The 22496-nt window shown below is 73.3% G+C and carries 24 protein-coding genes and 1 riboswitch; of the genes, 8 read left to right on the top strand and 16 right to left on the bottom strand.

Features of this window, described 5'->3' with window-relative positions; translation table 11 throughout:
- Window positions 1–278 precede the first annotated feature (278 nt).
- Genes gcvH through gcvP form a run of 3 tightly spaced genes read right to left on the bottom strand, consistent with a single transcriptional unit; the run spans window position 279 to window position 4740 of the window.
- Window positions 279–653 carry a glycine cleavage system protein GcvH gene (gene gcvH, locus HP550_RS07770; RefSeq protein ID WP_175347018.1) on the bottom strand — a complete coding sequence of 125 codons (375 nt, stop codon included), beginning with the start codon at window positions 651–653 and terminating at the stop codon, window positions 279–281.
- 35 nt (window positions 654–688) lie between these two features.
- A complete protein-coding gene (gene gcvT / locus HP550_RS07765; RefSeq protein ID WP_175347322.1) occupies window positions 689–1828 on the bottom strand; it encodes a glycine cleavage system aminomethyltransferase GcvT in 1140 nt (379 codons plus the stop codon).
- Window positions 1829–1839: 11 nt separating this feature from the next.
- Window positions 1840–4740 (bottom strand): aminomethyl-transferring glycine dehydrogenase, encoded by a 2901-nt coding sequence (gene gcvP, locus HP550_RS07760; RefSeq protein ID WP_343048067.1) that lies wholly within the window; start codon window positions 4738–4740, stop codon window positions 1840–1842.
- A gap of 277 nt (window positions 4741–5017) precedes the next feature.
- A riboswitch (glycine riboswitch) is annotated at window positions 5018–5123 on the bottom strand.
- A 94-nt stretch (window positions 5124–5217) separates the two neighbouring features.
- On the opposite strand from gcvP, the gene HP550_RS07755 reads away from it, so the two are divergent.
- From HP550_RS07755 to moaA, 3 genes are read left to right on the top strand one after another with little or no spacing between them, the layout of a single operon-like run.
- Window positions 5218–5709 carry a MogA/MoaB family molybdenum cofactor biosynthesis protein gene (locus tag HP550_RS07755; RefSeq protein ID WP_343048044.1) on the top strand — a complete coding sequence of 164 codons (492 nt, stop codon included), beginning with the start codon at window positions 5218–5220 and terminating at the stop codon, window positions 5707–5709.
- Window positions 5706–6119, top strand: coding sequence for a molybdenum cofactor biosynthesis protein MoaE (locus HP550_RS07750; RefSeq protein ID WP_175347016.1), 414 nt, complete (start codon window positions 5706–5708; stop codon window positions 6117–6119). The genes HP550_RS07755 and HP550_RS07750 overlap by 4 nt, the downstream gene beginning before the upstream one ends.
- Window positions 6116–7210, top strand: a complete 1095-nt coding sequence (moaA, locus tag HP550_RS07745; protein WP_175347015.1) for a GTP 3',8-cyclase MoaA — start codon at window positions 6116–6118, stop codon at window positions 7208–7210. The genes HP550_RS07750 and moaA overlap by 4 nt, the downstream gene beginning before the upstream one ends.
- A 146-nt stretch (window positions 7211–7356) precedes the next feature.
- On the opposite strand, the gene HP550_RS07740 is transcribed toward moaA, so the two are convergent.
- The 10 genes from HP550_RS07740 to HP550_RS23005 are packed head-to-tail and all read right to left on the bottom strand — an operon-like array spanning window position 7357 to window position 14189.
- Window positions 7357–7593: a MoaD/ThiS family protein gene (locus tag HP550_RS07740; RefSeq protein WP_175347014.1), complete on the bottom strand. Its 237-nt coding sequence runs from the start codon at window positions 7591–7593 to the stop codon at window positions 7357–7359.
- Window positions 7590–7850, bottom strand: a complete 261-nt coding sequence (locus tag HP550_RS07735) for a DUF6457 domain-containing protein (protein WP_175347013.1) — start codon at window positions 7848–7850, stop codon at window positions 7590–7592. Before HP550_RS07735 ends, HP550_RS07740 begins: the two co-directional genes overlap by 4 nt.
- A complete protein-coding gene (gene mobA, locus HP550_RS07730) occupies window positions 7847–8461 on the bottom strand; it encodes a molybdenum cofactor guanylyltransferase (RefSeq protein WP_343048043.1) in 615 nt (204 codons plus the stop codon). Before mobA ends, HP550_RS07735 begins: the two co-directional genes overlap by 4 nt.
- Window positions 8458–8934 carry a cyclic pyranopterin monophosphate synthase MoaC gene (gene moaC / locus HP550_RS07725; protein WP_175347012.1) on the bottom strand — a complete coding sequence of 159 codons (477 nt, stop codon included), beginning with the start codon at window positions 8932–8934 and terminating at the stop codon, window positions 8458–8460. Before moaC ends, mobA begins: the two co-directional genes overlap by 4 nt.
- A complete protein-coding gene (locus HP550_RS07720) occupies window positions 8931–10148 on the bottom strand; it encodes a molybdopterin molybdotransferase MoeA (protein WP_343048042.1) in 1218 nt (405 codons plus the stop codon). The genes moaC and HP550_RS07720 overlap by 4 nt, the downstream gene beginning before the upstream one ends.
- Window positions 10130–11236, bottom strand: coding sequence for a molybdopterin-synthase adenylyltransferase MoeB (gene moeB / locus HP550_RS07715; protein WP_175347011.1), 1107 nt, complete (start codon window positions 11234–11236; stop codon window positions 10130–10132). Before moeB ends, HP550_RS07720 begins: the two co-directional genes overlap by 19 nt.
- A gap of 10 nt (window positions 11237–11246) precedes the next feature.
- Window positions 11247–11717, bottom strand: coding sequence for an ACT domain-containing protein (locus HP550_RS07710; RefSeq protein WP_175347010.1), 471 nt, complete (start codon window positions 11715–11717; stop codon window positions 11247–11249).
- On the bottom strand, window positions 11714–12772 hold the full coding sequence (locus tag HP550_RS07705; RefSeq protein WP_175347009.1) for a lactate/malate family dehydrogenase: 1059 nt from the start codon (window positions 12770–12772) through the stop codon (window positions 11714–11716). The genes HP550_RS07710 and HP550_RS07705 overlap by 4 nt, the downstream gene beginning before the upstream one ends.
- A gap of 24 nt (window positions 12773–12796) precedes the next feature.
- A complete protein-coding gene (locus tag HP550_RS07700) occupies window positions 12797–13960 on the bottom strand; it encodes a pyridoxal phosphate-dependent aminotransferase (RefSeq protein WP_175347008.1) in 1164 nt (387 codons plus the stop codon).
- Window positions 13961–14015: 55 nt separating this feature from the next.
- Complete coding sequence (locus tag HP550_RS23005; protein WP_175347007.1) at window positions 14016–14189, bottom strand: DUF1508 domain-containing protein; 174 nt, start codon at window positions 14187–14189, stop codon at window positions 14016–14018.
- 102 nt (window positions 14190–14291) lie between these two features.
- Between HP550_RS23005 and HP550_RS07690 the strand changes: the two genes are divergently transcribed.
- Entirely contained in the window at window positions 14292–15287 is a 996-nt protein-coding gene (locus HP550_RS07690) for a CorA family divalent cation transporter (RefSeq protein WP_175347006.1), read from the top strand.
- Here HP550_RS07690 and HP550_RS07685 read toward each other — a convergent pair.
- From HP550_RS07685 to HP550_RS07675, 3 genes are read right to left on the bottom strand one after another with little or no spacing between them, the layout of a single operon-like run.
- Window positions 15284–15766, bottom strand: a complete 483-nt coding sequence (locus HP550_RS07685; protein WP_175347005.1) for a glutathione peroxidase — start codon at window positions 15764–15766, stop codon at window positions 15284–15286. The two genes, HP550_RS07690 and HP550_RS07685, sit on opposite strands and share 4 nt — an antisense overlap.
- A 7-nt stretch (window positions 15767–15773) precedes the next feature.
- On the bottom strand, window positions 15774–16265 hold the full coding sequence (locus tag HP550_RS07680) for a low molecular weight protein-tyrosine-phosphatase (RefSeq protein WP_175347004.1): 492 nt from the start codon (window positions 16263–16265) through the stop codon (window positions 15774–15776).
- Window positions 16266–16288: 23 nt separating this feature from the next.
- Window positions 16289–18601 carry an esterase-like activity of phytase family protein gene (locus HP550_RS07675; RefSeq protein ID WP_175347003.1) on the bottom strand — a complete coding sequence of 771 codons (2313 nt, stop codon included), beginning with the start codon at window positions 18599–18601 and terminating at the stop codon, window positions 16289–16291.
- Between the two features lie 142 nt (window positions 18602–18743).
- On the opposite strand from HP550_RS07675, the gene HP550_RS07670 reads away from it, so the two are divergent.
- From HP550_RS07670 to HP550_RS07655, 4 genes are all read left to right on the top strand, one after another.
- Entirely contained in the window at window positions 18744–19670 is a 927-nt protein-coding gene (locus HP550_RS07670) for an NADP-dependent oxidoreductase (RefSeq protein ID WP_175347002.1), read from the top strand.
- Between the two features lie 114 nt (window positions 19671–19784).
- Entirely contained in the window at window positions 19785–20450 is a 666-nt protein-coding gene (locus HP550_RS07665; RefSeq protein WP_175347001.1) for a PadR family transcriptional regulator, read from the top strand.
- Window positions 20451–20618: 168 nt separating this feature from the next.
- Complete coding sequence (locus HP550_RS07660) at window positions 20619–21626, top strand: ABC transporter ATP-binding protein (RefSeq protein ID WP_175347000.1); 1008 nt, start codon at window positions 20619–20621, stop codon at window positions 21624–21626.
- A complete protein-coding gene (locus HP550_RS07655) occupies window positions 21623–22441 on the top strand; it encodes an ABC transporter permease (protein ID WP_175346999.1) in 819 nt (272 codons plus the stop codon). Before HP550_RS07660 ends, HP550_RS07655 begins: the two co-directional genes overlap by 4 nt.
- Window positions 22442–22496: the final 55 nt, after the last annotated feature.

Raw genomic sequence — 22496 nt, 5'->3', positions numbered from 1 at the left:
TCCGGTGTGCTGCGTGGATCCGGGGGGTCCGGCTCACGCTCTGGGCTGCGTACCGGATGAGAGAGGACTGGTCGTGAGCCATGACGCCACTTCCAGCAATCTCGTCATGCGCGGGTTCCCCCCCGCCATGCGCCCGATCGCGCTTGCCACCCACAATGAACGTCGACTGCTGCGTCAGATACGCCGAACGCGTGAGCATCCGCGGGTTTTCACCCGGACGGCTGACGCGCGAGTGAGCGCGTGTGACATCTGTGTAACGGTGGTGATTCGTCCTGGGTTCAGCCCGCGTTCTGAGCTGTGTACTCCGTGGCAGTCAGCAGCGGCCCGGTCGATGAGACGTCGACCTTCAGCAGCCACCCCTGTCCGTAGGGGTCCGAGTTGACGACCGACGGGTCGTCGACGGCGGCCTGGTTCACCTCGACGACCGTGCCCGAGACCGGCGAGTAGAGCTCCGAGACCGACTTGGTGGACTCGATCTCGCCGACGACCGCGCCGGCGGTGATCTCCTCACCCACGGCGGGGAGCTCGAGATAGACGATGTCACCGAGCGCGTCCGCAGCGATCCCGGTGATGCCGACGGTCGCCGGGGCGCCGTCATCCAGCCATTCGTGCTCGACCGTGTAGTGCAGGTGGGTGGGCAGCTCCGCTGTCATGTGCCTGGCTCCTGTCGACTTCTCTAGGGCTTGGTCTACCGGGGTCGGCGGTAGAAGGGAAGAGCGACCACCCTGACGGGTTCGCGGCGCCCGCGCACGTCCACCGCGAGCTCCGTGCCCGGGGCACTCACCTCGGGGCTGACGTAGGCCATCGCCACGGGGTGGCCGAGGGTCGGCGAGGGCGCTCCGGAGGTGACGGTACCGATCGCCGGGGCGTCGTCGGCGGTCGAGAGCACCACCGGATAGCCGTGCCGGGCAGCCCGGCGGCCGAGGCCCTCGAGCCCGACCAGCACACGCGCGGGCTCCGACTGTCCGCGGGCCTCGAGGGCGGCGCGGCCGACGAACGGCAGCGGGTTGCCGTCGGCGTCGACCTTGTCGAGCTTGACCACGCGGCCGAGGCCGGCGTCGTGGGGGGTGGTCGTCCGGTCGAGCTCGTTGCCGTACAGCGGCATGCCGGCCTCGAGGCGGAGGCTGTCGCGCGCGGACAGGCCGGCGGGGACCAGTCCGAACGGCTCGCCGGCCGCCAGGAACGCCTGCCACAGGGCGGGGGCGAGCCCGGCCGCGAGGAAGAACTCGAAGCCGTCCTCACCGGTGTACCCGGTGCGCGCGACCAGGACCGGCTCGCCCTGGAACGTCATCGGCATGGCCGCGTAGTACTTCAGCGTCTCGGCGTCGTGCCCGGCCTCGGCCAGGCCCGCAGTCGCGCGCAGGATCTCCAGCGCGCGCGGGCCCTGCACGGCGATGAGGGCGGTCTGCGGGGAGCGGTCCTCGACGGTCACGTCGAAGCCCGCGGTGCGCTCGGCGAACGCGGCCAGCACGGTCTCGTGGTTGGACGCGTTGGCGACGACCAGGAACGTGTCCTCGGTGTCCCGGTAGACGATGAGGTCGTCGACGACGCCCCCGTCCTCCGCGCAGATCATGGTGTAGCGGGCGCCCAGCAGCCTGAGCGTGGAGAGGTTGCCGACGAGGGCGTAGTCGAGGAACCGGCCGGCGTCCGGACCCGTCACGCCGATCTCGCCCATGTGCGACAGGTCGAACAGACCGGCCGCGGTGCGGACCGCGGTGTGCTCGGCGATGTCGCTGGTGTACCGCAGGGGCATCTGCCAGCCGGCGAAGCTGGTGAGGGCGGCGCCGAGGGCGACGTGCTCGGCGTGCAGGGGGCTCAGGGTGTCCATGCTCTCGTCCCTCACGCTGTTCCTTCGGAGTAAGCCTCGATGGGCGGGCAGGAGCACACCAGGTTCCGGTCGCCGTGCGCACCGTCGATCCGGCGGACCGGCGGCCAGTACTTGCCCTCGCGGAGCGCGGCCACGGGGAACGCGGCGAGCTCACGGTCGTACGCGTGGTCCCAGCTGTTCGCGCTGAGAGCGGCAGCCGTGTGCGGGGCGTTGCGCAGCGGGGAGTCGGCGAGGGGCCACCGACCGGCCTCGATGGCGTCGATCTCGCCGCGGATGGAGACCAGAGCGTCGACGAACCGGTCCAGCTCGGCCAGGTCCTCGCTCTCGGTGGGCTCCACCATGAGCGTGCCGGCCACCGGGAAGGACAGGGTCGGGGCGTGGAAGCCGTAGTCCATCAGGCGCTTGGCCACGTCCTCGGCGGTCACCCCCGTGTCCTTGGTGATGTCCCGCAGGTCGAGGATGCACTCGTGCGCGACGAGCCCGTTGGGGCCGGTGTAGAGCACGGGGAAGTGGCCCGACAGCCGTGTGGCCAGGTAGTTCGCCGCCAGGACGGCCGTCTCGGTGGCCGTCTTGAGGCCGTCGGGACCCATGAGCGCGACGTAGGCCCACGAGATCGGCAGGATGCCGGCCGATCCCCAGGGGGCGGCGCTGACCGGGGCGACGGTGTTCGTCGTGGCCGACGCGGGCGTCGGGTCGCCCGGCAGGAACGGGGCCAGGTGGGCCGCGACCGCGACCGGACCGACGCCGGGTCCGCCGCCGCCGTGCGGGATGCAGAACGTCTTGTGCAGGTTGAGGTGGCTGACGTCGCCACCGAGCTCGCCCGGACGGGCCAGGCCGACGAGCGCGTTGAGGTTGGCGCCGTCGATGTAGACCTGACCGCCGGCCCCGTGCACGAGGTCGCAGACCGTGCGGACACCCTCCTCGTAGACGCCGTGCGTCGAGGGGTAGGTGATCATGATCGCCGCGACCTTCGGGCCGTGCTGCTCCAGCTTGGCGCGCAGGTCGTCCAGGTCGATCGAGCCGTCGTCGGCCGTCGCGACGACGACCACGCGCATGCCCGCGAGCGCCGCCGACGCCGCGTTGGTGCCGTGCGCGGACGCGGGGATCAGGCAGACGTCGCGCTGGTCGCCGCGGGACGCGTGGTACCCGTGGATGGCCAGCAGCCCGGCGAGCTCGCCCTGGCTGCCCGCGTTCGGCTGCACGGAGACGGCCGCGTACCCGGTGATCTCGGCCAGCCAGTCCTGCAGCTCCGTGACCAGCTCCGCGTAGCCCTCGGTCTGGTCGGTGGGGGCGTAGGGGTGGATGGTCGCGAACTCCGGCCAGGAGATGGGCTCCATCTCCGCCGTGGCGTTGAGCTTCATGGTGCAGGAGCCCAGCGGGATCATCGTGCGGTCCAGGGCCAGGTCCTTGTCCGAGAGCCGGCGCAGGTAGCGCAGCATCGCGGTCTCGGAGCGGTGCAGGTGGAAGACGGGGTGCGTCAGGTAGGCGCTGGTGCGGGCGGTCCAGGCGGGCAGCTCGGCAGCGGCGACGCCGTAGTGGGAGAACCCGAACGACGCGCCCTCCTGGTCGACGTCCACGGTCGTCGCGCGGGCCTCGACGAACGCCATCAGCACAGCCGACACGTCATCGGCGCTGGTCTTCTCGTCGCATGCGATCTGGACATGGTCGGCGTCCGGCGCCCACAGGTTGACACCGTGCCGTGCACCGGCTGCGACCACGTCGTGCGCCAGCCCGGGGACGACTGTGCGGACCGTGTCAAAGACGACGTCGTGCTCGATCTCGACGCCGTGCTCGGCGAGCAGCGCCGCGATCGCTCCCGCGCGCCCGCGGACGCGCTCGGCGATCGCCCGCAGCCCGTCGGGACCGTGGTAGACCGCGTACATCGACGCGACGATCGCCAGCAGCGCCTGCGCGGTGCAGATGTTGCTCGTCGCCTTCTCGCGGCGGATGTGCTGCTCACGCGTCTGCAGGGCGAGCCGGTAGGCGCGGGCGCCGTCGGCATCGATCGAGACGCCCACGAGCCGGCCGGGCAGCATGCGCTCGAGGCCGTTCCGCACGGCCATGAACGCGGCGTGCGGTCCGCCGCCGAACAGCGGGACGCCGAAGCGCTGGGCCGAGCCGACGGACACGTCGGCGCCGAGCTCACCCGGGGAGGTCAGCAGGGTGAGCGCGAGCAGGTCCGCCGCCACGGTGACCAGGCCGCCGCGCGCCTTGGTGTCCTCGATGACCGGGCGGAGGTCGCGCACGCGGCCCGACGCGCCGACCTGCTGGACGACGACGCCGATGAGGTCGCCCTCGATCTCGGGCAGCCCGTCGGTGAGGTCCGCGACGACGACCGGCAGGCCGATGGCCTCCGCGCGGCCGAGCGTGACGGCGAGCGACTGGCCGAACAGGTCGGCGTCGAGCACCACCGTGCCGGCCTTGCCGCGGGCCGCGCGCCACATGAGCGCGACCGCCTCGGCGACGGCGGTGGCCTCGTCGAGCAGCGACGCGTTGGCCAGGTCCAGGCCGGTGAGGTCGGTGACCATGGTCTGGAAGTTGAGCAGCGCCTCGAGCCGGCCCTGGGAGATCTCCGGCTGGTACGGGGTGTACGCGGTGTACCAGGCGGGCGACTCGAGCACGTTGCGGCGGATGACCGCGGGCGTGATGGTGTCGGAGTAGCCCTGGCCGATCATCTGCGTCATCACGCGGTTCTTGCCGGCGATCGTGCGCAGCGCGGCGAGGACCTCCTCCTCGGAGCGCGCGGCGGGCAGGTCCAGCGGGCGGTCCGTGCGGATGCTCGCGGGGACGGCGGCGTCGACCAGCTCGTCGAGCGAGTGGTAGCCGACGACCGAGAGCATGTGCGCCGTCTCGCCGCCTCGCGGGCCGATGTGGCGGTCGGCGAAGACCTCGGCGGCGGGGGTGTGCTCCACGCTGGTGAACGGGACGGCGTCGGACCTGGTGTCCAGGTGGACGGCGAGGGCGCCGTTCACGACGGCGTCGTGCAACTGGCTCAGATCGGTCACGGGCTGCTCCGCAAGGTCGTCCGGACGTGCCGGGACGGTGGGTGGGCTCCCCGCTCTGTCACCTGCACGTGCGTACGCACGTGCAAACCTGAGAGTTTTGCCGGTCCGCCTGTCGGGGCGCGCCGGCTTGCACCGTCGGTGGGACCTCGTCGGATGACCGAGTGGGTCCGCTTTCCAGAGTTGCCTCGCCGTGGCGGTACAGGGGCCTGAGAGATTCCCGGGGAGGGTTGCTCCTTCGGCGCCCCGCACGATGCGCGTTCGATCTGCGGGAGCTCTCCCGCCGCGGTTCGAGCAGCGTGTGAAGTTGTGTGGCCAGCGTACCGGGCGATGTCCAGGGGGCAGGCCGACCGTCCACGGGACAGGCCGCGTGCGTAGATTGGCCCGGTGCAGACGCCCCCACGCCCCGCGACGGTGATCGTGGTGTCGGACCGGTCCGCCGCGGGCGTCCGGCCCGACACCTCCGGTCCCGCCGCCGCGTCCCGGCTGCTCGGCGCCGGCTTCCGCCCGGTCCACGTGACCGTGGTGCCCGACGGGGCCGCGTCGGTCGAGGGCGCGCTCCGCACCGCGCTCGCCGGCGGAGCGCGGCTGGTCCTCACGTCGGGCGGGACGGGCGTCGGCCCGCGGGACCGCACCCCCGAGGGCACCCGCGCCGTGATCGACCGTGAGCTGCCGGGCATCGCCGAGCTGCTGCGCCGCGACGGCGCGTGGACCGTGCCGACCGCCGTCCTCTCCCGCGGGGTCGCGGGCGTGACCGACGGGGGTTCGCTCGTGGTCAACCTGCCCGGCTCGCCCGGCGGGGTCACCGAGGGTCTCGACGTGCTCCTCCCGCTCGTCGACCACGTGCTCGACCAGCTGGCCGGGGGTGACCACTCGTGATCGCCCGGGTACTCGATCAGCCCCTCGACCTGCAGTTTCACGTGGAACATGTGAGCGATCCGCGCGCCGGGGCCGTGGCGACGTTCGTGGGGCTGGTGCGGGATCACGACCCGTCGGTCGAGGGCCGCGTGGTCGGTCTGGACTACACCGCCCACCCGACCGCCGAGGCCGTGCTGCAGGAGATCGTGCAACGCGCCGTGACGGCGGACGTGCTCGGCATCGCCGTCAGCCACCGGGTCGGGCACCTGGCGGTCGGGGAGGCCGCGATCGTGGCGGCGGTCTCGACCGCGCACCGGGCCGAGGCGTTCGAGGTGTGCCGCGCGCTCGTCGAGACCGTCAAGGCCGAGCTGCCGGTGTGGAAGCGTGAGGTGCTCGAGGACGGGTCGCACGTGTGGGTGGGGATGACATGACCGAGCAGCTGGTGGACCGGTTCGGGCGCGTGCACCGCGACCTGCGCATCTCGCTGACCGACCGCTGCTCGCTGCGCTGCACCTACTGCATGCCGGCGGAGGGCGTCCCGTGGCTCGCGCGCTCCACCATGCTGAGCACCGAGGAGATCGTGCACGTCGCACGCGTCGGGGTCTCGCTGGGCATCACGGAGATCCGGCTGACCGGCGGGGAGCCGCTGCTGCGCGTGGACATCGTCGACGTCGTCCGTCGGCTGACCGCCCTGACCGGCCCGTCCGGCAGCCCCGAGGTGTCCCTGACGACCAACGCGCTCCGCCTGCCCGGTCTGGCCTCCGACCTCAAGGACGCCGGGCTGTCCCGCGTGAACATCAGCCTGGACACGCTGGACCGCGCGAAGTTCCTGGAGCTGACACGCCGCGACAAGCTGGTGGAGACGCTCGCCGGGATCGCCGCCGCCGACGCCGCCGGGCTGCACCCCGTGAAGATCAACGCGGTCGCCATGCGCGGGGTGAACGACGACGAGGTGGTGGCGCTGACGCGGTTCGCCGTGGAGCGCGGCTACCAGATGCGGTTCATCGAGCAGATGCCGCTCGACGCCGGCCACACGTGGGACCGCGCGGAGATGGTGACGCAGGCGGAGATCCTGGCGCGGCTGCGGGCGGAGTTCGCGCTCGAGGAGGTCCCCGGCCGCGGCGCCGCGCCCGCGGAGCTCTGGACCGTCGACGGCGGACCCGGCACCGTCGGGGTCATCGCGTCGGTCACCGCACCCTTCTGCGGCGCCTGCGACCGGCTGCGGCTCACCGCCGACGGTCAGCTGAGGGCGTGCCTGTTCTCGCAGACGGAGACGAACGTGCGGGACCTGCTGCGCGGCGAGTCGGCCGAGCCGGACGCCGCCGCGCTCGGGATCGGACCCGGTCAGGCCGTGCGGATCGGTGCGGACGCCCCTGCCCGGCCCGCTCCCGCGGCCGCCGATGTCGACACGGCCCTGGCGGACGCGTACCGCCGCTGCCTCGCGGGCAAGAAGGCCGGTCACGACATCGACGACCCGTCCTTCCTGCAGCCGGACCGCCCGATGAGCGCGATCGGCGGCTGACAGGCTCGAGCGCCGTCGCGGCTCGCGTCTACGCGTTCGCGTGAAGACTTCGTTGCGCCTGGGGGAACGAAGTCCTCACGCGAACACCCCTAGCCGCCTTCGCGTCGCGGCGCTCGGTCGCTGCCGGCGGCGGCACGTCGCCGCAGTCAGCCGCCGGCGAACGGGGGCAGCACATCCAGCGTCGCGCCGACGGGGACCGGGTCGTCGGCCTCGACCCGCGTGCCGTCCGCCAGCAGCGCGCACCGGCCCAGCACCCGGTCCAGAGCGGCCCCGTGCAGGCCCACCATCGCGGCCCTGACCTGCGCGGCGGTCCCCGCGGGCAGCTGCTCGGTGTCCAGTCCGGCGGCCTCCGCGGCGGCGGCGAAGTAGCGGACGGTGATCACTGCTCGGCGGTCCAGGCGGCTGCCTCGGCCTCGATCCGGGCGAGGATCGGCGCCGGGTCGGCTCCCACGGCCGCGAGGCCCGCGATGAACATCGTGATCGGGACGGCCGGCCGGGCCACCTGGTGGGCCACGTCGGCGGCGACGCCCAGCAGCCGGTCGGTGTCCACGAGGGTGGGGTCGACGCCCAGCGCGGCGGTCAGGCTCTCGATCCAGGCGGGCAGGTCGGCGCCGGGCGCGCGGCGGGGGTCGTCGGTCATGGCTCGATCCTGTCACTGAGCGACGCGTCGAGGCGTTGCACTTCTGCCCAGGTGTCGGCGTCGGCGGTCGCACCGTCCGCATCGGGGACGTCGACGAGGCGCAGGCCTCCGACGAGCCGGTGCATCGCGGCCCCGTGCGCGCTGGGGAGCGCGTCGAGCGCGGACTCCAGGGCGACCCGCCGGTACACGGCCACGAGGTGCTGCGGCCGGCCTTCGGCACCGAGCATGCGGGCGCCGTCGGCGTCGGCCACCGCGGCCAGGAGCGCGGGCAGCACCCGTCCTGCGCCGGGCACGTCGCACGCGAGGACGACGACCAGCTCGGGACCGTCGTCGGGCAGGTGCGCGAGGCCGGCAGCCACCCCCGCGACCGGGCCACCGTCCGGGGGATCCTCGAGCACGGTCACGGTCCCGGCCCGCGTGACCTGCGGCGGACCGACGACGACGACATGGACGGCGCCGGTGACGGCCGCGAGCGCGTGGTCGAGCAGGGCGACCCCGCCGACCTCGACCTCGGGCTTGCTGGCGCCCCCGAGCCGGCGGGCCCGACCGCCGGCCAGCACGATCGCGTCGAACGTCGGCGGGCCCGTCAGCCCGTGGCCGGCGTAGGTCACGCCTCGCGCCGCCAGTCGCCCGAGCGTCCGCCCGACTTCGCCTCCAGCTGCACGTCGGCGATGCGGACGGACTTGTCGAGGCCCTTGACCATGTCGACCACCGCGAGCGCTGCCACGGACACCGCGGTGAGCGCCTCCATCTCGACGCCCGTGCGGTCGGCCGTGCGGACGGTGGCGATGATCGAGACGCCCTCGTCGGTGATCTCGAGGTCGACCACCACGCCGTGCACGCCGATGACGTGCGCCAGCGGCAGGAGCTCGGGGGTGCGCTTGGCGGCGGCGATGCCGGCGATCCGGGCGACCGCGAGCACGTCCCCCTTCGGCACCGCGCCGTCGCGCAACGCCGCGACCACGGAGGGCCCGCACTGCACCCGGCCGCTGGCGGTGGCCGCACGGACGGTCGGCTGCTTGGCGGTGACGTCGACCATCCGGGCGTGCCCGGCCGCGTCGAGGTGCGTGAACTGCTCGGTCATGGGCTCACCTTCAGGACGGTGACGCGGTCGCCGGCGGCGACCTGGTCGATCTCGGCGGGGATGACGGCGAGCCCCTCGGCCAGCGCCAGGCGGGCGACCAGGTGCGAGCCGGAGCCGCGCGCGGTCGCGCGCACCACGCGGTCGGGACCCACCCAGCGCACGGGCATGAGCTGCGCGCGGCCGGGCGGCGTGGTCCAGCCCTCGTCGGCCACCGCGGACATCGACGGACGCTCGACGTCGGCGAGCCCGCGCATGCGCAGGATCGCGGGGCGCACGAACATCTCGAACGACGCGAACGAGCTGACCGGGTTGCCGGGCAGCGTGTAGATCGGGGTGCCGCCGGGGAGCCGTCCCAGGCCCTGCGGCTTGCCGGGCTGCACGGCGACCGCGAGGAACTCGACCCCGGGGTCGTCGGCCAGCGCGGCCTTGACCACGTCGTACGCGCCGACGCTCACCCCACCGGACGTGACGATCGCGTCGACCGTGCCGTCGAGGTCCGCGAGCACCGACCGCAGGGCGTCGACGTCGTCGGGCACCGGGCCGATCCGCACGGGCGTGCCACCGGCGTCCCGGACCGCGGACGCGAGCAGCCAGGAGTTCGAGTCGGGGAGCTGGCCGCGGCGCAGCGGCGTGCCCGGGGGGACCAGCTCGTCGCCGGTGGAGACGACCGCGACGCGCGGGCGCCGGTGCACCCGCACGGTCGCGCGGCCGAGCGAGGCGACCGCGGCGATGGCGGCCGGTCCAAGCAGGGTGCCCGCCGCGACCACCACGTCACCGGGCACGGCGTCCTCACCGGCCCGCCGGACGTGCACGCCTGCGGCCGGGGCTTCGCGCACCAGGACGGTGCCGGTGCCGGCATCGGTCAGCTCGACGGGCACGATCGTGTCCGCACCCGCGGGGACCGGGGCACCCGTCATGATCCGCGCCGCGGTGCCGGGTCCGACCACGGGCTCGTCCGCCGAGCCGGCCGGCAGGTCCGCCACCACGCGCAGGGTCGTCGGCAGGTCCACCACGTCGGCCTGCCGGACCGCGTAACCGTCCATCGCGGAGTTGTCCCACCGGGGCAGCGGCTCGTCGGTGCGCAGGTCGTCGGCGACCACGAGGCCGTCCGCGTCGTCGAGGAGCACCTCGACGACCGGCAGGGGCGACGCCAGCGCGAGGGCGGCCCCGCGGTGCTCGGTGAGGGAGCGCACGGTCAGCGCGCGTCCATCCACGCGAGGATCCCGCCGTCGACGTTGGACGCGTCGAAGCCGGCACCGCGCAGGATCTTCGCCGCCGTCAGGGAGCGGGCGCCCACCTGGCAGTGCACGACGATCTCCCGGTCGCGCGGCAGGTCGGCCAGCGCGGTGCCGTCGAACACCGTGCCCAGCGGCACCAGCACCGCGCCGGGGATCGACGCCTGGGCGTGCTCCGCGGGCTCGCGGACGTCGATGAGCAGGAAGTCGTCGGTGCCGGCCTCGCGGGCGGCGAGCCGCCGGACCAGCTCGGGGGCGGTGACGACGGGGACGTCGGACATGGCGGGCTCCTCGGATCTCGGGCGGGCGGTGGGGCGGGCGGCCAGCGGGACCTCGGTCCACCGGCCACGCAGGGCGTCGACGACGAGCACGCGACCCAGCAGGGTCTCGCCCGTGCCCGTGACCAGCTTGACCACCTCGGTCGCCATGATCGAGCCGACCTGCCCGCAGAGCGCGCCGAGCACGCCGGCCTCCGCGCAGGACGGGACCTCGTCGGGCGCGGGCGGCGAGGGGAACAGGTCGCGCAGCTCCACCCCGTGGCGGCCCCAGAACACGGTGGTCTGCGCGTCGAACCGCAGCACCGAGCCCCACACCTCCGGCAGTCCCAGCCGCACGCACGCGTCGTTGACCAGGTAGCGGGTGGGGAAGTTGTCGGTCCCGTCGACGACGACGTCGTAGTCGCGCAGGATCTCGTCGACGTTCTCGCTGGTCAGCCTCACGCGCTGGACGTTCACGCGGATGTCCGGGTCGAGGGCCGCCACGGCGTCGCGCGCGCTGTCGACCTTCGGCCGGCCGACGTCCACCGACCGGTGGATGACCTGGCGCTGGAGGTTGCTGACGTCCACCACGTCGTCGTCCACGATCCCGATCGTCCCGACGCCGGCCGCCGCGAGGTACTGCAGCACCGGGGCACCCAGGCCACCGGCACCGACGACGAGCACCCGCGCGTTGCGCAGCCGGCGCTGACCGTCGACCCCGATCTCGGCGAGCAGGAGGTGCCGGGAACCGCGCTCGGTCTGCGCGGGGGTCAGGGGCGGTCCCGGCGGGACCAGGGCAGGCAGAGGCACAAGTGCCAACCTACGTCGCGGCGGGCGGCTGGATGACCGTCGCCTCGGACCGGGCACCCGCCGCGCGCGCCGCGGCCACGACCGCCTCGACGTCCACCAGCGGCCCCTCGACCAGCACCGGCTGACCCTGCAGCGACGAACCCGACCAGCTCACCGCCGCGTGCCTGGGCGGGCGGAAGTCGACGTCGCGGGGCAGGTGGACGACCGCCGCCGCGCGGACGCCGAGGTCCTCGGCCCGGCGCACCAGCACGCTGCGCACGGCGTCCAGCCGCTCGACGCTGCGCACCAGCACGCGCTGACGGCGCTCGCTGGTCCGGAACGTCACCACGACCAGGCCGTCGTCCCCCGCGACGTCCCCGGTGGCCAGCGACTCGAAGTTCACGCCGCGCGTGGCGAACACCCCGGCGAGCGCGGCGATGGTGCCGGTCCGGTGGTCCGCCCGCACGAACGCCACCCAGCGGTCGTCGTTGTCGGAGATCATGCGCCGCCTCCCAGCCACGGCGCGTTCGCCGCGTCGATCCGGTCTGCCACGGCGGTCAGCCGGCGGACCTCGTCGGGCGCCGGCTCGTCCAGGAGCACCCTCGACCAGCCCTCCTGCCCGACGACCACCGGGACGCCCAGCACCCCGGTGCGGTCCAGCACCTCGCCCGCGAGCGCCACCTGCCCCGCGACCACGATGTCGCGCCCGTCCAGGATGGTGTCGACCAGGTCGATCGTCGCGCTCGCGGTGCCGGCCGCGGTCTTGGCGCCGCTCTGGTGGGTCATCCACGGGCGCGCGACCACCCGCAGGTCCGGCGGCCAGCTGTCGATGAGCGCGAACGCCTCGCTCATGTCCCGCAGGCCCGCGAGCTGCTCCTTGGCCGACGCGATCTCGGCGCCGAACCCGTCCAGCGACCGCCCGCCGCGCAGCCGGTCCACCGCCCGTCGGCGCTCGTCCACGTCGAGACCGCTGATCCGCACGGACGACCACAGGGGCACCAGGTCGTCCCCGTGCTGCCCGGCGACGAACCCGGCCACGCGGTGGCGTCGGACCCCGAGCGACACCGCGATCTCCCGCCGGAACCGCAGGGTGTCCAGCCACGCGCCCATCCCGATCACGCGGTGCCGCTTGAGGGCGGAGGCCATCACCGCGACCCCGAGCTCGACCGGGTTGGAGACCACGACGACGACCTCCTGCCCCGAGCCGTACCGGGCGAGGGCGTCCGCGTAGGCCGTGAACGCGGCGAGGTTCTGCTCCGCGAGCTGCCCCCGGGTCATCGGCGCACCCGCCGACGCCGGTGCGGTCGCGCCCGCGGCGACCACGACGACGTCCGCGACCACGTCCGCCGGGTCCAGGGCCACGTCCAGCAGGGGTGCGTGCTCGTCGTACGCGTCGATCAGGTCCGCGCGGAGCCCGTGCACCGCGCGTCCGGAGGCGCCGTCGAGCCGGCCGACCAGCTGGAGGCGCGACGTCGTCGGCAGGATCCGCCGCTCCACCAGCTGCGTGCAGATCTGCCGTCCCACATCGCCCGTCGCGCCGAGCACCGCCACGTCCATGGCCGCGACTGTAGGCGGCGCGTGTTACGGCAGGGTTCGCTGCCAGGCGACGATCCGGTCCACGGCCTGGCGCACCACGTCCACCGAGGACGCGAACGACAGCCGCACCCAGCGGTGCCCGTCGACCGGGTCGAAGTCGGTGCCCGGCGTCAGCGCGACGCCGGCCTCGTCGAGCAGCCGCGCGCACCACGTGATCGAGTCCAGGCCGCTCGCGGAGATGTCGCCGTACAGGTAGAACGCGCCGTCGGCCGGGGCGATCCGCGCCCAGCCCAGCTCCGGCAGCCGGTCGAGCAGATGTGCCCGTGCTGCGGCGTAGCGCTCGACGTTCTCGCGGGCGGCCGCGTACCCGGCGGGGCTGAACGCGGCGATCCCGGCGTGCTGGGCCAGGGCCGGCGGGCAGAGGGCGACGTTGCCGGCCAGCGCGTCCACGGCGGTGACCAGGTCGTCCGGGAGCACCAGCCAGCCGAGCCGCCAGCCGGTCATCGCCCAGTACTTGGAGAACGAGTTCACGACGACGGCGCCGCGGTCCAGGTACCGGGCGGCGGTCGCGGTCGCCTCGGAGCCGTAGGTGATCCCGTGGTAGATCTCGTCGCTGATCAGCCGCACACCGTTCCCCGCGCACCAGTCGGCGATCGCGGCGAGCTCGTCGGGGTCGATCATCGTGCCGGTGGGATTCGCCGGGCTGGCGATCACCAGCCCCTCGAGCGGACCGTCCAGGGCCTCGAGCTGCGCGACGGTCGGCTGGTACCGGGTCTCCGGCCCGCACGGGACCACCACGACCTCGCACCCGAGGGCCGCGAGGATGTTGGCGTACGCGGGGTAGCCGGGGACCGCGAGCGCCACCCGGTCGCCGACGTCGAACGCCGCGAGGAACGCCAGCACGAAGCCACCCGACGAGCCGGTGGTCACGGCGATCTGGCGCGAGGCGAGCGCCACGCCGTACGTGTCGAGGTAGTGCTGCGCGATCGCCGCGCGCAGGGCCGGGGCGCCCAGTGACTCGGTGTACCCGAGGTCGCCCGAGGTCAGCAGGTCGATCGCGCGCTGCCGCACGACGTCCGACGCCCCCGTGGACGGCTCGCCCGCGCACAGGTTCAGCACGTCCTCGCCGGCGACCCGGCGCGCGTTCGCGGCGGCCAGGATCTCCATCACGGCGAACGGGGGGACGTGGGCGCGGGCGGCAACCTTCATGGGGTCATCGTGACGCACGGGCCCGGCATCGGCGCCGGACCCGTGCACCCGACGGTCAGCTGTTGTCGACGGTGTCCGCTCCTGCGGCGTCGGACTTGATCCGGTCGATCGCGTTCTGGGCCGACGCCTTCGCCGAGTAGCCCTCACTGGCTGCGAGGACGTTGCCGTTGGTGGCGACGATCCGGAACCGGAACTCGCCGCCCTTGTCCCTGTAGATCTCGAACTTCACGCCATCCTCCGAGGGTTTCTTCCGCGGTGCCGCCGGCGTGCGTCGACGGTCCTGCCAGTCTGTCGCGCAGGACGGATCACCGCGCGGTCTAGCCTTCGTGACGTGATCGTGGACTGCGCGCTCTACTCCGCTGGACGCCGCCGGCACCGCATCGACGACCTGCGCCTGGCCCTGCAGGAGGCCGAGGCGGAGGACGGGTTCGTGTGGATCGGCCTGGTCGAGCCCACCGCCGAGGAGTTCGACCAGCTCGCCGAGGGCTTCGAGCTCCCGCAGCTGGCCATCGACGACGCCATCCGGGCCCACCAGCGGCCCAAGCTCGAGCAGTACGGCGGGGTCACGTTCGCGGTGGTCAAGCCCGTGCACTACGTCGACCACGTCGAGGTGGTCGAGGTCAGTGAGCTCGCGATCTTCCTGGGCGACCGGTTCGTCATCGTCGTCCGGCACGGCGACACGACGATCCCGGCGCAGGTGCGGGCGGCACTGGAGGCCGACCCCGAGATGCTTCAGCACGGACCGCCCGCGGTGCTGCACGGGATCCTGGACAAGGCCGTCGACCAGTACCTCGACGTCACCGCGTCGATCGACGAGGACCTCGACCAGATCGAGGACCAGGTGTTCGGTGACGACCCCGGCAACGACCACGCCGAGCGGATCTACAAGCTCAAGCGCGAGGTGCAGCAGTTCCGCCGTGCGGTCGTCCCCCTGGTGCAGCCCCTGACCCGGCTGGCCGAGCAGCAGGTGCCGTGCATCCCCGCCTACTCGCGGCCGTACTTCCGGGACGTCCAGGACCACGCGCTGCGCGCCGCGGAGCTCATCGAGGCGGCCGACGCCCTGCTCACCGGCGTCCTGCAGGCCGACCTCGCGCAGGTGACCGTCGAGCAGAACCGCGTGACGGTCCAGCAGAACTCCGACATGCGCAAGATCTCCGCGTGGGCGGCGATCGCCCTGGTGCCCACCGCGATCGCCGGCCTGTACGGGATGAACTTCGACTACCTGCCGGCCTCGGACTGGGCGCTCGGATTCTGGATCGTGCTGGCCGGCATCGGCGTCGTCTGCGTCGGCCTGCACCGGGCCTTCCGACGCAACCGCTGGCTCTAGCCGGGCAGCGACGCCTCGATCAGCTCGACGATCTCGGGGGCGTCCGGCACGGTCTGCGGGCGGAACCGGTGCACCGACCCGTCCGGCGTGACGACGAACTTCTCGAAGTTCCACGTGACCCGGCCGGCCTTGCCCGACGCGTCCGGTGCCTTGGTCAGCTCGGCGTACAGCGGGTGCTGGTGCCGGCCGTTGACCTTGACCTTCTCGAACATCGGGAACGTCACGCCCCAGGTGGCCGAGCAGTACTCCGCGATGGCCTTCTCGGATCCGAGCTCCTGGAGGAACTGGTTGCTGGGGAAGCCCAGCACCGTGAACCCGCGGTCGCCGTAGGTCTTCTGGAGCTTCTCGAGCGTCTCGTACTGCGGGGCCAGACCGCACCGGGAGGCCACGTTGACCACCAGCTTGACCTTGTCCGCGTACGCGCCGAACGTCGTGGGCTCACCCTTGAGCGTGGTCAGGGGGATCTCGTCGAGGGACATGCCTCGGTCAACCGTTCTTCGCGGGTCGCGCATTCCCCAGCTCGGTACGGACGTGGTCGACGATCCCGTCGGCCGCCGCCTCGATCTGGGCGAGGCAGTCCTCGAAGTCCTGGGCGCCGCCGTACCAGGGGTCGGCGACGTCCAGGTCCCCGGTCGCGGCCGGGTCGAACGAGCGGAAGAGCACCGGCTCGACGTCCAGCCGTCGCAGCGCGCGGGCGTGCGCGTCCGTCATCGCGAGCACCAGGTCGCGCTCGTCGCCCGCCCTGACCTGGCGGGCCCGGTGCCCGTCGCCCGTCGGGTAGCCGCCCGCCTGGAGGACGGCCCGCGCGCGGCGGTCGACCGGGTTGCCGTGCTCCTCGTCGCTGATGCCCGTGGAGTCGACGACCACCCGGTCGGCCAGGCCTGCGTCGGCGAACCGTTCGCGCAGGACCACCTCCGCCATCGGGGAGCGGCAGATGTTGCCGGTGCAGACGACCATGACGGAGTACGGGGTGGGCATCCCGTCATGATCGCTGCTCGACGTCACCTGTGCGCCCGGAACACCTTCGCCGCCGGGCCGAGCCGAAGGAGCACGGTCTCGCCGGTCGCGTCCTTGAGCCCGTCGTTGTCGGTGATCGCGTAGACCTGCCCGTCGCTGCCGATGGTCAGGCCCTCGACCTTCTCCTGCGTCCAGCCGTTGGTCGCCCGCAGGTCCGGGACCAGGTCGCGGACCAGCGTCTTGGTGAGCGTGCCGACCGTGCCCGGTGCGGGGTCCCTGGCCGGGATCTGCACCGTGTAGACGGCCTTCACCTTGGCGTCCGGGCCGTTGAGCTTGTCGCGCTCGACGACCGCGAGGGTGTCCCGGTCCACGACTGTGATCTCCGACAGGCCGATCCAGTCGCCGGCCGTCGTCGTCGTGCCCAGCGGGTAGGCGAACCACGCCCAGGTGCCGATACGCACGTCGTAGCGGCCGATGCGCGCGGCTCCGGCGAGGCCGCCGGGATCGGTGGTCAGCCCGCGCTGGAGCGCGACCCACACGTGCTCGCCGCGGGAGTCCTCCGTCGCGGCGACGCCCTCGATGCCCCACTTGCTCAGCCCCGCCGAGACGTCCGCGGGCAGCGGCACCGTCTGCTGGATCGCGCCGTTCGCGTCGGTGCGGACCAGCGCGTTCGCGGCGCCCGTCGCCCCCTCGGAACCCAGCCAGAACCCGCCCCGCCGGCGCGCCGAGACGCCCTCGATGTCCAGCGACGCCGCCGTGCCCCCCTGCGTCACGACGACGTCGCGGTCGATCACCGCCGGCGTCCGCGACACGTCGAGGCGGAGCAGGTGTGCCGTGGAGTAGGCCGCGTCCGACGCGGTCCACAGGTGCTTCTTGTCGGTCGGGTCGGCGCTCAGCGCGCCGAGCGCGCCCCAGCCGATCGGGTTGCCCGCGGCGTCGTCGGCGGAGACCACGCTCGGGAACTGCGGCGTGCCCGCCGTCCTGGCGTAGGCCTTGCCGCGGCCGAACACGCTCACCGACGACCGGACCAGCACCGAGGCGTCGTCGGTCTCGCTCGACACCAGCAGCAGGTCCCGCGACGGGACCGGCAGGATCCCCTCCGGCCCGTTGGTGGTCGCCAGCACCTGGACGAACCGCGGGTGCGCGGCATCGTCGACGTCGTACACGGCGACGAAGTTCGACCGCTCGGAGCCGACGAACGCGTACCGCTTCCCGCCGAGCGTCGCGACGGCCAGCCCTTCGATCTCGACGCCCTTCTTCCCGGCGCGCGACTCGGAGTGCAGCCCGGTCCGGACGGCGAGCCGTTCGAGCTCAGCTCCGGCGTCCCAGACAACCGTCCCGGAGGTGTCGAAGACCGTCCACCCGCGGGTGCCGCCCTTCCAGTCGCCTTCGTTGGCGGTGGCCAGGTGGGTCGCGTCGAGCCAGGCGACGGCGTCGGGCTCCCGCGGCGTGAGCGGGATCGACCCGGTCTGGTGGATGACCCCGTCCTGCGCGGTGTCGATGCCCGTCACCGCGACGCTGCCCGCGCTGAACACCCGCGAGATGGTCCCGGCCGCGATGTCGACCAGGGCGACGCCGTTGTTCTCCTGCAGGGTCACCGCGACCGTGGTCCCCGTGGGGTCGATCGCGACGTACTCCGGCTCGGGGTCCTGCGGGGTGTCGAGCCCGGCGAGCGCCTCCGCGGTGAACGGCACGGCACGGGTCGTCCAGGTCGCCGGGTCGGTGCCGGGCAGGTCCACGAGCTGCAGGAACCCGCCGGGCAGCTGGGGCAGATCGCCCTTCTTCCCACCGGCCGGCGCGACGTCCTCGTCGCGCTGGTTCTCGATCGCGATCGCCGCGTGCGTCTTGTCGGGCGTGAGCGCGATCGAGTCGGGCTGGCCGCCGAGGTCGATCGTCCGCACCAGAGCGTGCGTGGCCAGGTCGACCACCGCGAGCAGTCCGGACGGGTTCGTGAAGCTCTCCGACGTGTCGACGACCACCAGCACGTAGCCGCCGACCACGGCCACCGACGTCGGCTCCGCGTGGTCGCCGACCCCGAGGTCCGCCGCCAGGTCGAGCGTGCCCAGGCCCCGGGGCTTCGCCGGGTCCGTGATGTCGACGAAGCCGATCCGGCCGGCGAGCGCGTCGGTGTGGATGAACGTCCGGCCGTCCTCGCTGACCGCGGAGATCTCCGCGACCGTCGGGTCCGCGGCCGGCGTGCCCGCCGGGCGGTTCAGGTAGACGGGGTACGTGGCGAGGCGGTGGAACACGGCCTGGGGGGACGGCTTGGGGTGCGCCGTCGCGGCGGTCGCTCCCAGGCCGGCGCAGAGCACGGCGGTGCAGGTCAGCGCGGCAAGGGTGCGGCGGGCGTGCGGCATCGAGGTCCCCTTCGATCGGTGTGCACCGAGGGTGACCAGGACGGATGTCCGAATTGCGGCGGGCCGGTGAACGGCGGTGGGCGGCGACGTGACGTTTGCCACGGAGGGAATCACGGCTCGCCGTCACCGGGTTGTCGGGAGCATGCGAGCCATCACCTACTCCCGCTACGGCGGGTCCGACGTCCTCGAGCTCACCGAGCAGCCCACCCCGAAGGTCGGGCCCGACAGCGTGCTCGTCCGCGTGCGCGCCGCCTCGGTCAACCCCGTCGACTGGAAGGTCCGGGCCGGGTACCTCGACGCGATCATGGACGTGACGTTCCCCGCGGTCCCCGGCTGGGACGTGGCCGGCGTGGTCGAGCGCGTCGGTCTGGACACCCCCGAGTACCAGGTCGGCGACGAGGTCTACGGGTACGTGCGCCGCGACTGGGTGCAGGGCGGCACGTTCGCGGAGTACGTCGCCGCGCCCGTGCGCACCCTCGCGCGCAAGCCGGTCTCCCTGACGTTCGAGGAGGCGGCGGCCGTGCCGCTGGCCGGCCTGACCGCGTTCCAGGCGATCCGACGAGCCGGCGTCCGCGACGGTCAGACCGTCCTCGTGCACGCCGCCGCGGGCGGGGTCGGCGCGTTCGCCGTGCAGATCGCCCACTCCCTGGGCGCCCGGGTGATCGGCACCGCGTCGCCTCGCAACCACGAGTACCTGCGCGGCCTCGGCGCGGAGCCGGTGGAGTACGGCGACGGGCTGGCCGACCGCGTCCGCGCGCTGGTGCCCGACGGCATCGACGTCGTGCTCGACTTCGGCGGCGACGACCTCGTCGGGACGTCGAACGCCCTGCTGGCCGACGGCGGCACGGTCGCGTCGATCGTCGACGCCGCCGCGCGCGACGAGCTGGGCGGGCAGTACGTCTGGGTCCGGCCGAGCACCTCCGATCTCGACGCTCTCACCGCGCTCATCGACGCCGGCACCGTCAAGGTCGACGTCGCCGAGGTCTTCGAGCTGGCCGACGCCGCCGCGGCCCACGAGGCCAGCCAGACCGGTCACGTGCGCGGCAAGGTCGTCGTCCGCGTCGACTGACCCTGTGTCGAGCGGCCCGCATCCTGTCCAGGATGCGGGCCGTTCGTGCTTGGCAGACGCGTACTAGTCGAGATATATTCTGTTCCGAGCATTCGAACTGGAGCAGGAGGAGCCATGGCGCCGCGCAGCCGCAACAACCCGCTGGCTCTCGCCGTGCTCGCGCTCCTGTGGGAACGCCCGATGCACCCGTACGAGATGTCGATGACCCTGCGCGAGCGGCGCAAGGACGAGTCGGTGCGCCTGAACTTCGGGTCCCTGTACTCCGTGGTCGACTCGCTGGTGAAGCACGGGCTGATCGAGGCCGCGTCGACCGAGCGGGAGGGCAACCGACCGACCCGCACGGTGTACCGGATCACCGACGCCGGCGCGACGGAGGCCATCGACTGGCTGACCGATCTGGTGCGCACCCCGGCCAAGGAGTTCCCGCAGTTCGAGGCAGCCCTGTCGTTCCTGCCGCTGCTGGGTCCCGACGACGTGGTCCGGCTGCTGCGGCTGCGGCAGACGTCGCTCGAGCGGCAGATCACGAGCCTCGAGGGCGGGCTGGCCGACGCGCGCGCGATGGGCCTGCCGGCGATCTTCTCGCTCGAGAGCGAGTACGAGGTCGCGATCGTCCGCGCCGAGCTCGGGTTCGTCGCCGCGCTCGCGACGAGCATCGCGGACGGATCGTTCGAGGGCGTCGCTCTGTGGCGTGACCTGCACCGACGCGCCAGCACGCACGGCCGGCTGGACCCCGACGAGCTTGCGGAGGCGCTCGCGCCGTATCTGAGCCCCCCGCAATGAAGAAGGTCGGCCCAGGTGCTGGAACACCCGGGCCGACCACCACGAACCGACCGGGACCCGTGAGGGCACCTGTGCGATCCGCCGCACGAATCAGCATAGGTGGCAGCTCGGTCGGACCACCCGCCGTCCCGACCGGAAGGAACGGACGGCACGACCGAAGGCGGCACCATGCCCGCAGCACCCGTGGTCGAAGCGCTCGACCTCGTCAAGACCTACCCCGGCGGCCGCGGCCGACCGGACGTCCGGGCCCTCGACGGCCTCACGCTCAGCATCCCCGGCGGCACCGTGCACGGGCTGCTCGGCCCCAACGGCGCCGGCAAGTCCACCACGACGAGGGTGCTCACCACCCTCGCGCGAGCCACCTCCGGGGTCGCCCGCGTGGGCGGTCGTGACGTCGTCCGCGACGCCGACGCCGTCCGCCGGAGCATCGGCTACGTCTCGCAGGGGACCGGCGCCGACCCGCTGCTCAGCCCGCGCGAGAACCTCGTGATGGCCGCGCGGTTCCGCGGGCTGTCCCGCGCCGCGTCGTCGGATCGGGCAGCCGCACTGGTGGACCGCTTCGGGTTGGCCGAGGCCGCCGACCGCGGCGCCGGGAAGCTCTCCGGGGGCACCCGCCGCAAGCTCGACGTGGCGCTCGGCCTCGTGGGCACCCCGCAGGTCCTGTTCCTCGACGAGCCCACCACCGGGCTCGATCCCGAGGCGCGCGCCGCGATGTGGGCGGAGATCCGACGACTGGCCGGGGAGGACGCCCTGACCGTCGTGCTCACTACCCACTACCTGGAGGAGGCGGACCGACTGGCCGACGGGATCACCATCGTCGACCGGGGCCGGGTGGTCGCGTTCGGTTCCCCGGACGCGCTGAAGGCCACGCTCGAAGGGGACACGCTCACGGTCGACCTGGTCGAGCCGACCCCCGACCTCGTGCGGTCGGCGGTCGCGTCGATCACCGCGCTGCGCGACGTCGTCGTGCACGTCGAGGGACCGACCGGCCGGCTCGTCGCACGGACCGCCGACGGACCGGCAGTCGTCGGCCCCGTCATCGCCGCCCTCCAGGCGGCCGGCGTGCGGCACGGAGCCGTCGCCGTCTCCCGTCCCTCCCTCGACGACGTCTACCTGCGGCACGCCGGCCGCTCGTGGACGTCGGCCGACGTCGCCTCTAGGGAGGTCGCCCGATGAGCACGCTCACCGTTACTCGTCCCGTCACCACGCCGACCCGCGCGTCCTGGTTGACGCAGACCGCCGAGGTCACCCGCCGCTGGACCGTCGACGCGATCCGCCAACCCTGGGGCCTCGGCGTCGCGATCATCCAGCCGGTGATCTGGCTGGTCCTGTTCGGGAACGTGTTCTCGTCGGTCGCCACCGTGCCGGGATTCGGGGCCGTGGACTACATGACGTTCCTGGTGCCGGGCATCCTCATGATGACCGTCCTGTACTCGGGCGCCTGGGCAGGGACGGGGTTCATCGACGACATCCGCTCCGGCGTCATGGACCGGATGCTCACGTCCCCGGTCTCGCGGTCGTCGCTCGTGGCCGGCCAGCTGGTGCAGCAGCTGCTCGTCTGCGTGGTGCAGGGGCTCTGCGTTCTGGGGATCGGCGCGCTGGCCGGCGCGCAGTACTCCGGAGGTGTCGGGGGCATGGCCCTCGCGATCGGGGCGTCGCTCCTGCTCGCCGCGGCGTTCTGCTCGCTGTCGGCCGCGGTCGCCCTGCTGGCCCGCGACCAGACCGCGCTCATCGGCATCTCGACGATCATCGTGCTGCCGGCAACGTTCATCTCGACCGCCCTCATGCCCGCCGCGCTGCTGCCGGACTGGGTGCAGACGGCCGCCCGCTACAACCCGCTGACCTGGGCGACCGAGATCGCGCGCACGGCGATGTCCCCGTCGGTGGACTGGTCGGTGGTGGCCACCCGGGGCGCACTGCTCGCGGCACTGGCGGCCCTGGTCGCGTGGTGGTCGGTGGCAGCGATGCGCACGTACCAGCGCTCGCTGTAGAACCCGCAACGTCCGCACTCGATGGGGTTCAGACCCGCTCGAGTGCGGACGTTGC

This window comes from Cellulomonas humilata, assembly GCF_013359775.1.
GTDB classification, from domain to species: Bacteria; Actinomycetota; Actinomycetes; order Actinomycetales; family Cellulomonadaceae; genus Cellulomonas; species Cellulomonas humilata.
The sequence above is the reverse complement of the archived record's forward strand: the minus strand, read 5'-3'. Positions and strand labels throughout refer to the sequence as shown.

What these genes read in the sequence shown, in the direction of transcription:
- HP550_RS07655 (WP_175346999.1), top strand. Translation starts at nt 21,623, where the DNA reads ATGAGCACGCTCACCGTTACTCGTCCCGTCACCACGCCGACCCGCGCG.
- HP550_RS07660 (WP_175347000.1), top strand. Translation starts at nt 20,619, where the DNA reads ATGCCCGCAGCACCCGTGGTCGAAGCGCTCGACCTCGTCAAGACCTAC.
- gcvH (WP_175347018.1), bottom strand. Translation starts at nt 653, where the DNA reads ATGACAGCGGAGCTGCCCACCCACCTGCACTACACGGTCGAGCACGAA.
- gcvT (WP_175347322.1), bottom strand. Translation starts at nt 1,828, where the DNA reads ATGGACACCCTGAGCCCCCTGCACGCCGAGCACGTCGCCCTCGGCGCC.
- moaA (WP_175347015.1), top strand. Translation starts at nt 6,116, where the DNA reads ATGACCGAGCAGCTGGTGGACCGGTTCGGGCGCGTGCACCGCGACCTG.
- HP550_RS07665 (WP_175347001.1), top strand. Translation starts at nt 19,785, where the DNA reads ATGGCGCCGCGCAGCCGCAACAACCCGCTGGCTCTCGCCGTGCTCGCG.
- HP550_RS07710 (WP_175347010.1), bottom strand. Translation starts at nt 11,717, where the DNA reads ATGATCTCCGACAACGACGACCGCTGGGTGGCGTTCGTGCGGGCGGAC.
- HP550_RS07675 (WP_175347003.1), bottom strand. Translation starts at nt 18,601, where the DNA reads ATGCCGCACGCCCGCCGCACCCTTGCCGCGCTGACCTGCACCGCCGTG.
- HP550_RS07705 (WP_175347009.1), bottom strand. Translation starts at nt 12,772, where the DNA reads ATGGACGTGGCGGTGCTCGGCGCGACGGGCGATGTGGGACGGCAGATC.
- HP550_RS07735 (WP_175347013.1), bottom strand. Translation starts at nt 7,850, where the DNA reads ATGACCGACGACCCCCGCCGCGCGCCCGGCGCCGACCTGCCCGCCTGG.
- HP550_RS07685 (WP_175347005.1), bottom strand. Translation starts at nt 15,766, where the DNA reads ATGTCCCTCGACGAGATCCCCCTGACCACGCTCAAGGGTGAGCCCACG.
- HP550_RS07700 (WP_175347008.1), bottom strand. Translation starts at nt 13,960, where the DNA reads ATGAAGGTTGCCGCCCGCGCCCACGTCCCCCCGTTCGCCGTGATGGAG.
- HP550_RS07670 (WP_175347002.1), top strand. Translation starts at nt 18,744, where the DNA reads ATGCGAGCCATCACCTACTCCCGCTACGGCGGGTCCGACGTCCTCGAG.
- HP550_RS07680 (WP_175347004.1), bottom strand. Translation starts at nt 16,265, where the DNA reads ATGCCCACCCCGTACTCCGTCATGGTCGTCTGCACCGGCAACATCTGC.
- moaC (WP_175347012.1), bottom strand. Translation starts at nt 8,934, where the DNA reads ATGACCGAGCAGTTCACGCACCTCGACGCGGCCGGGCACGCCCGGATG.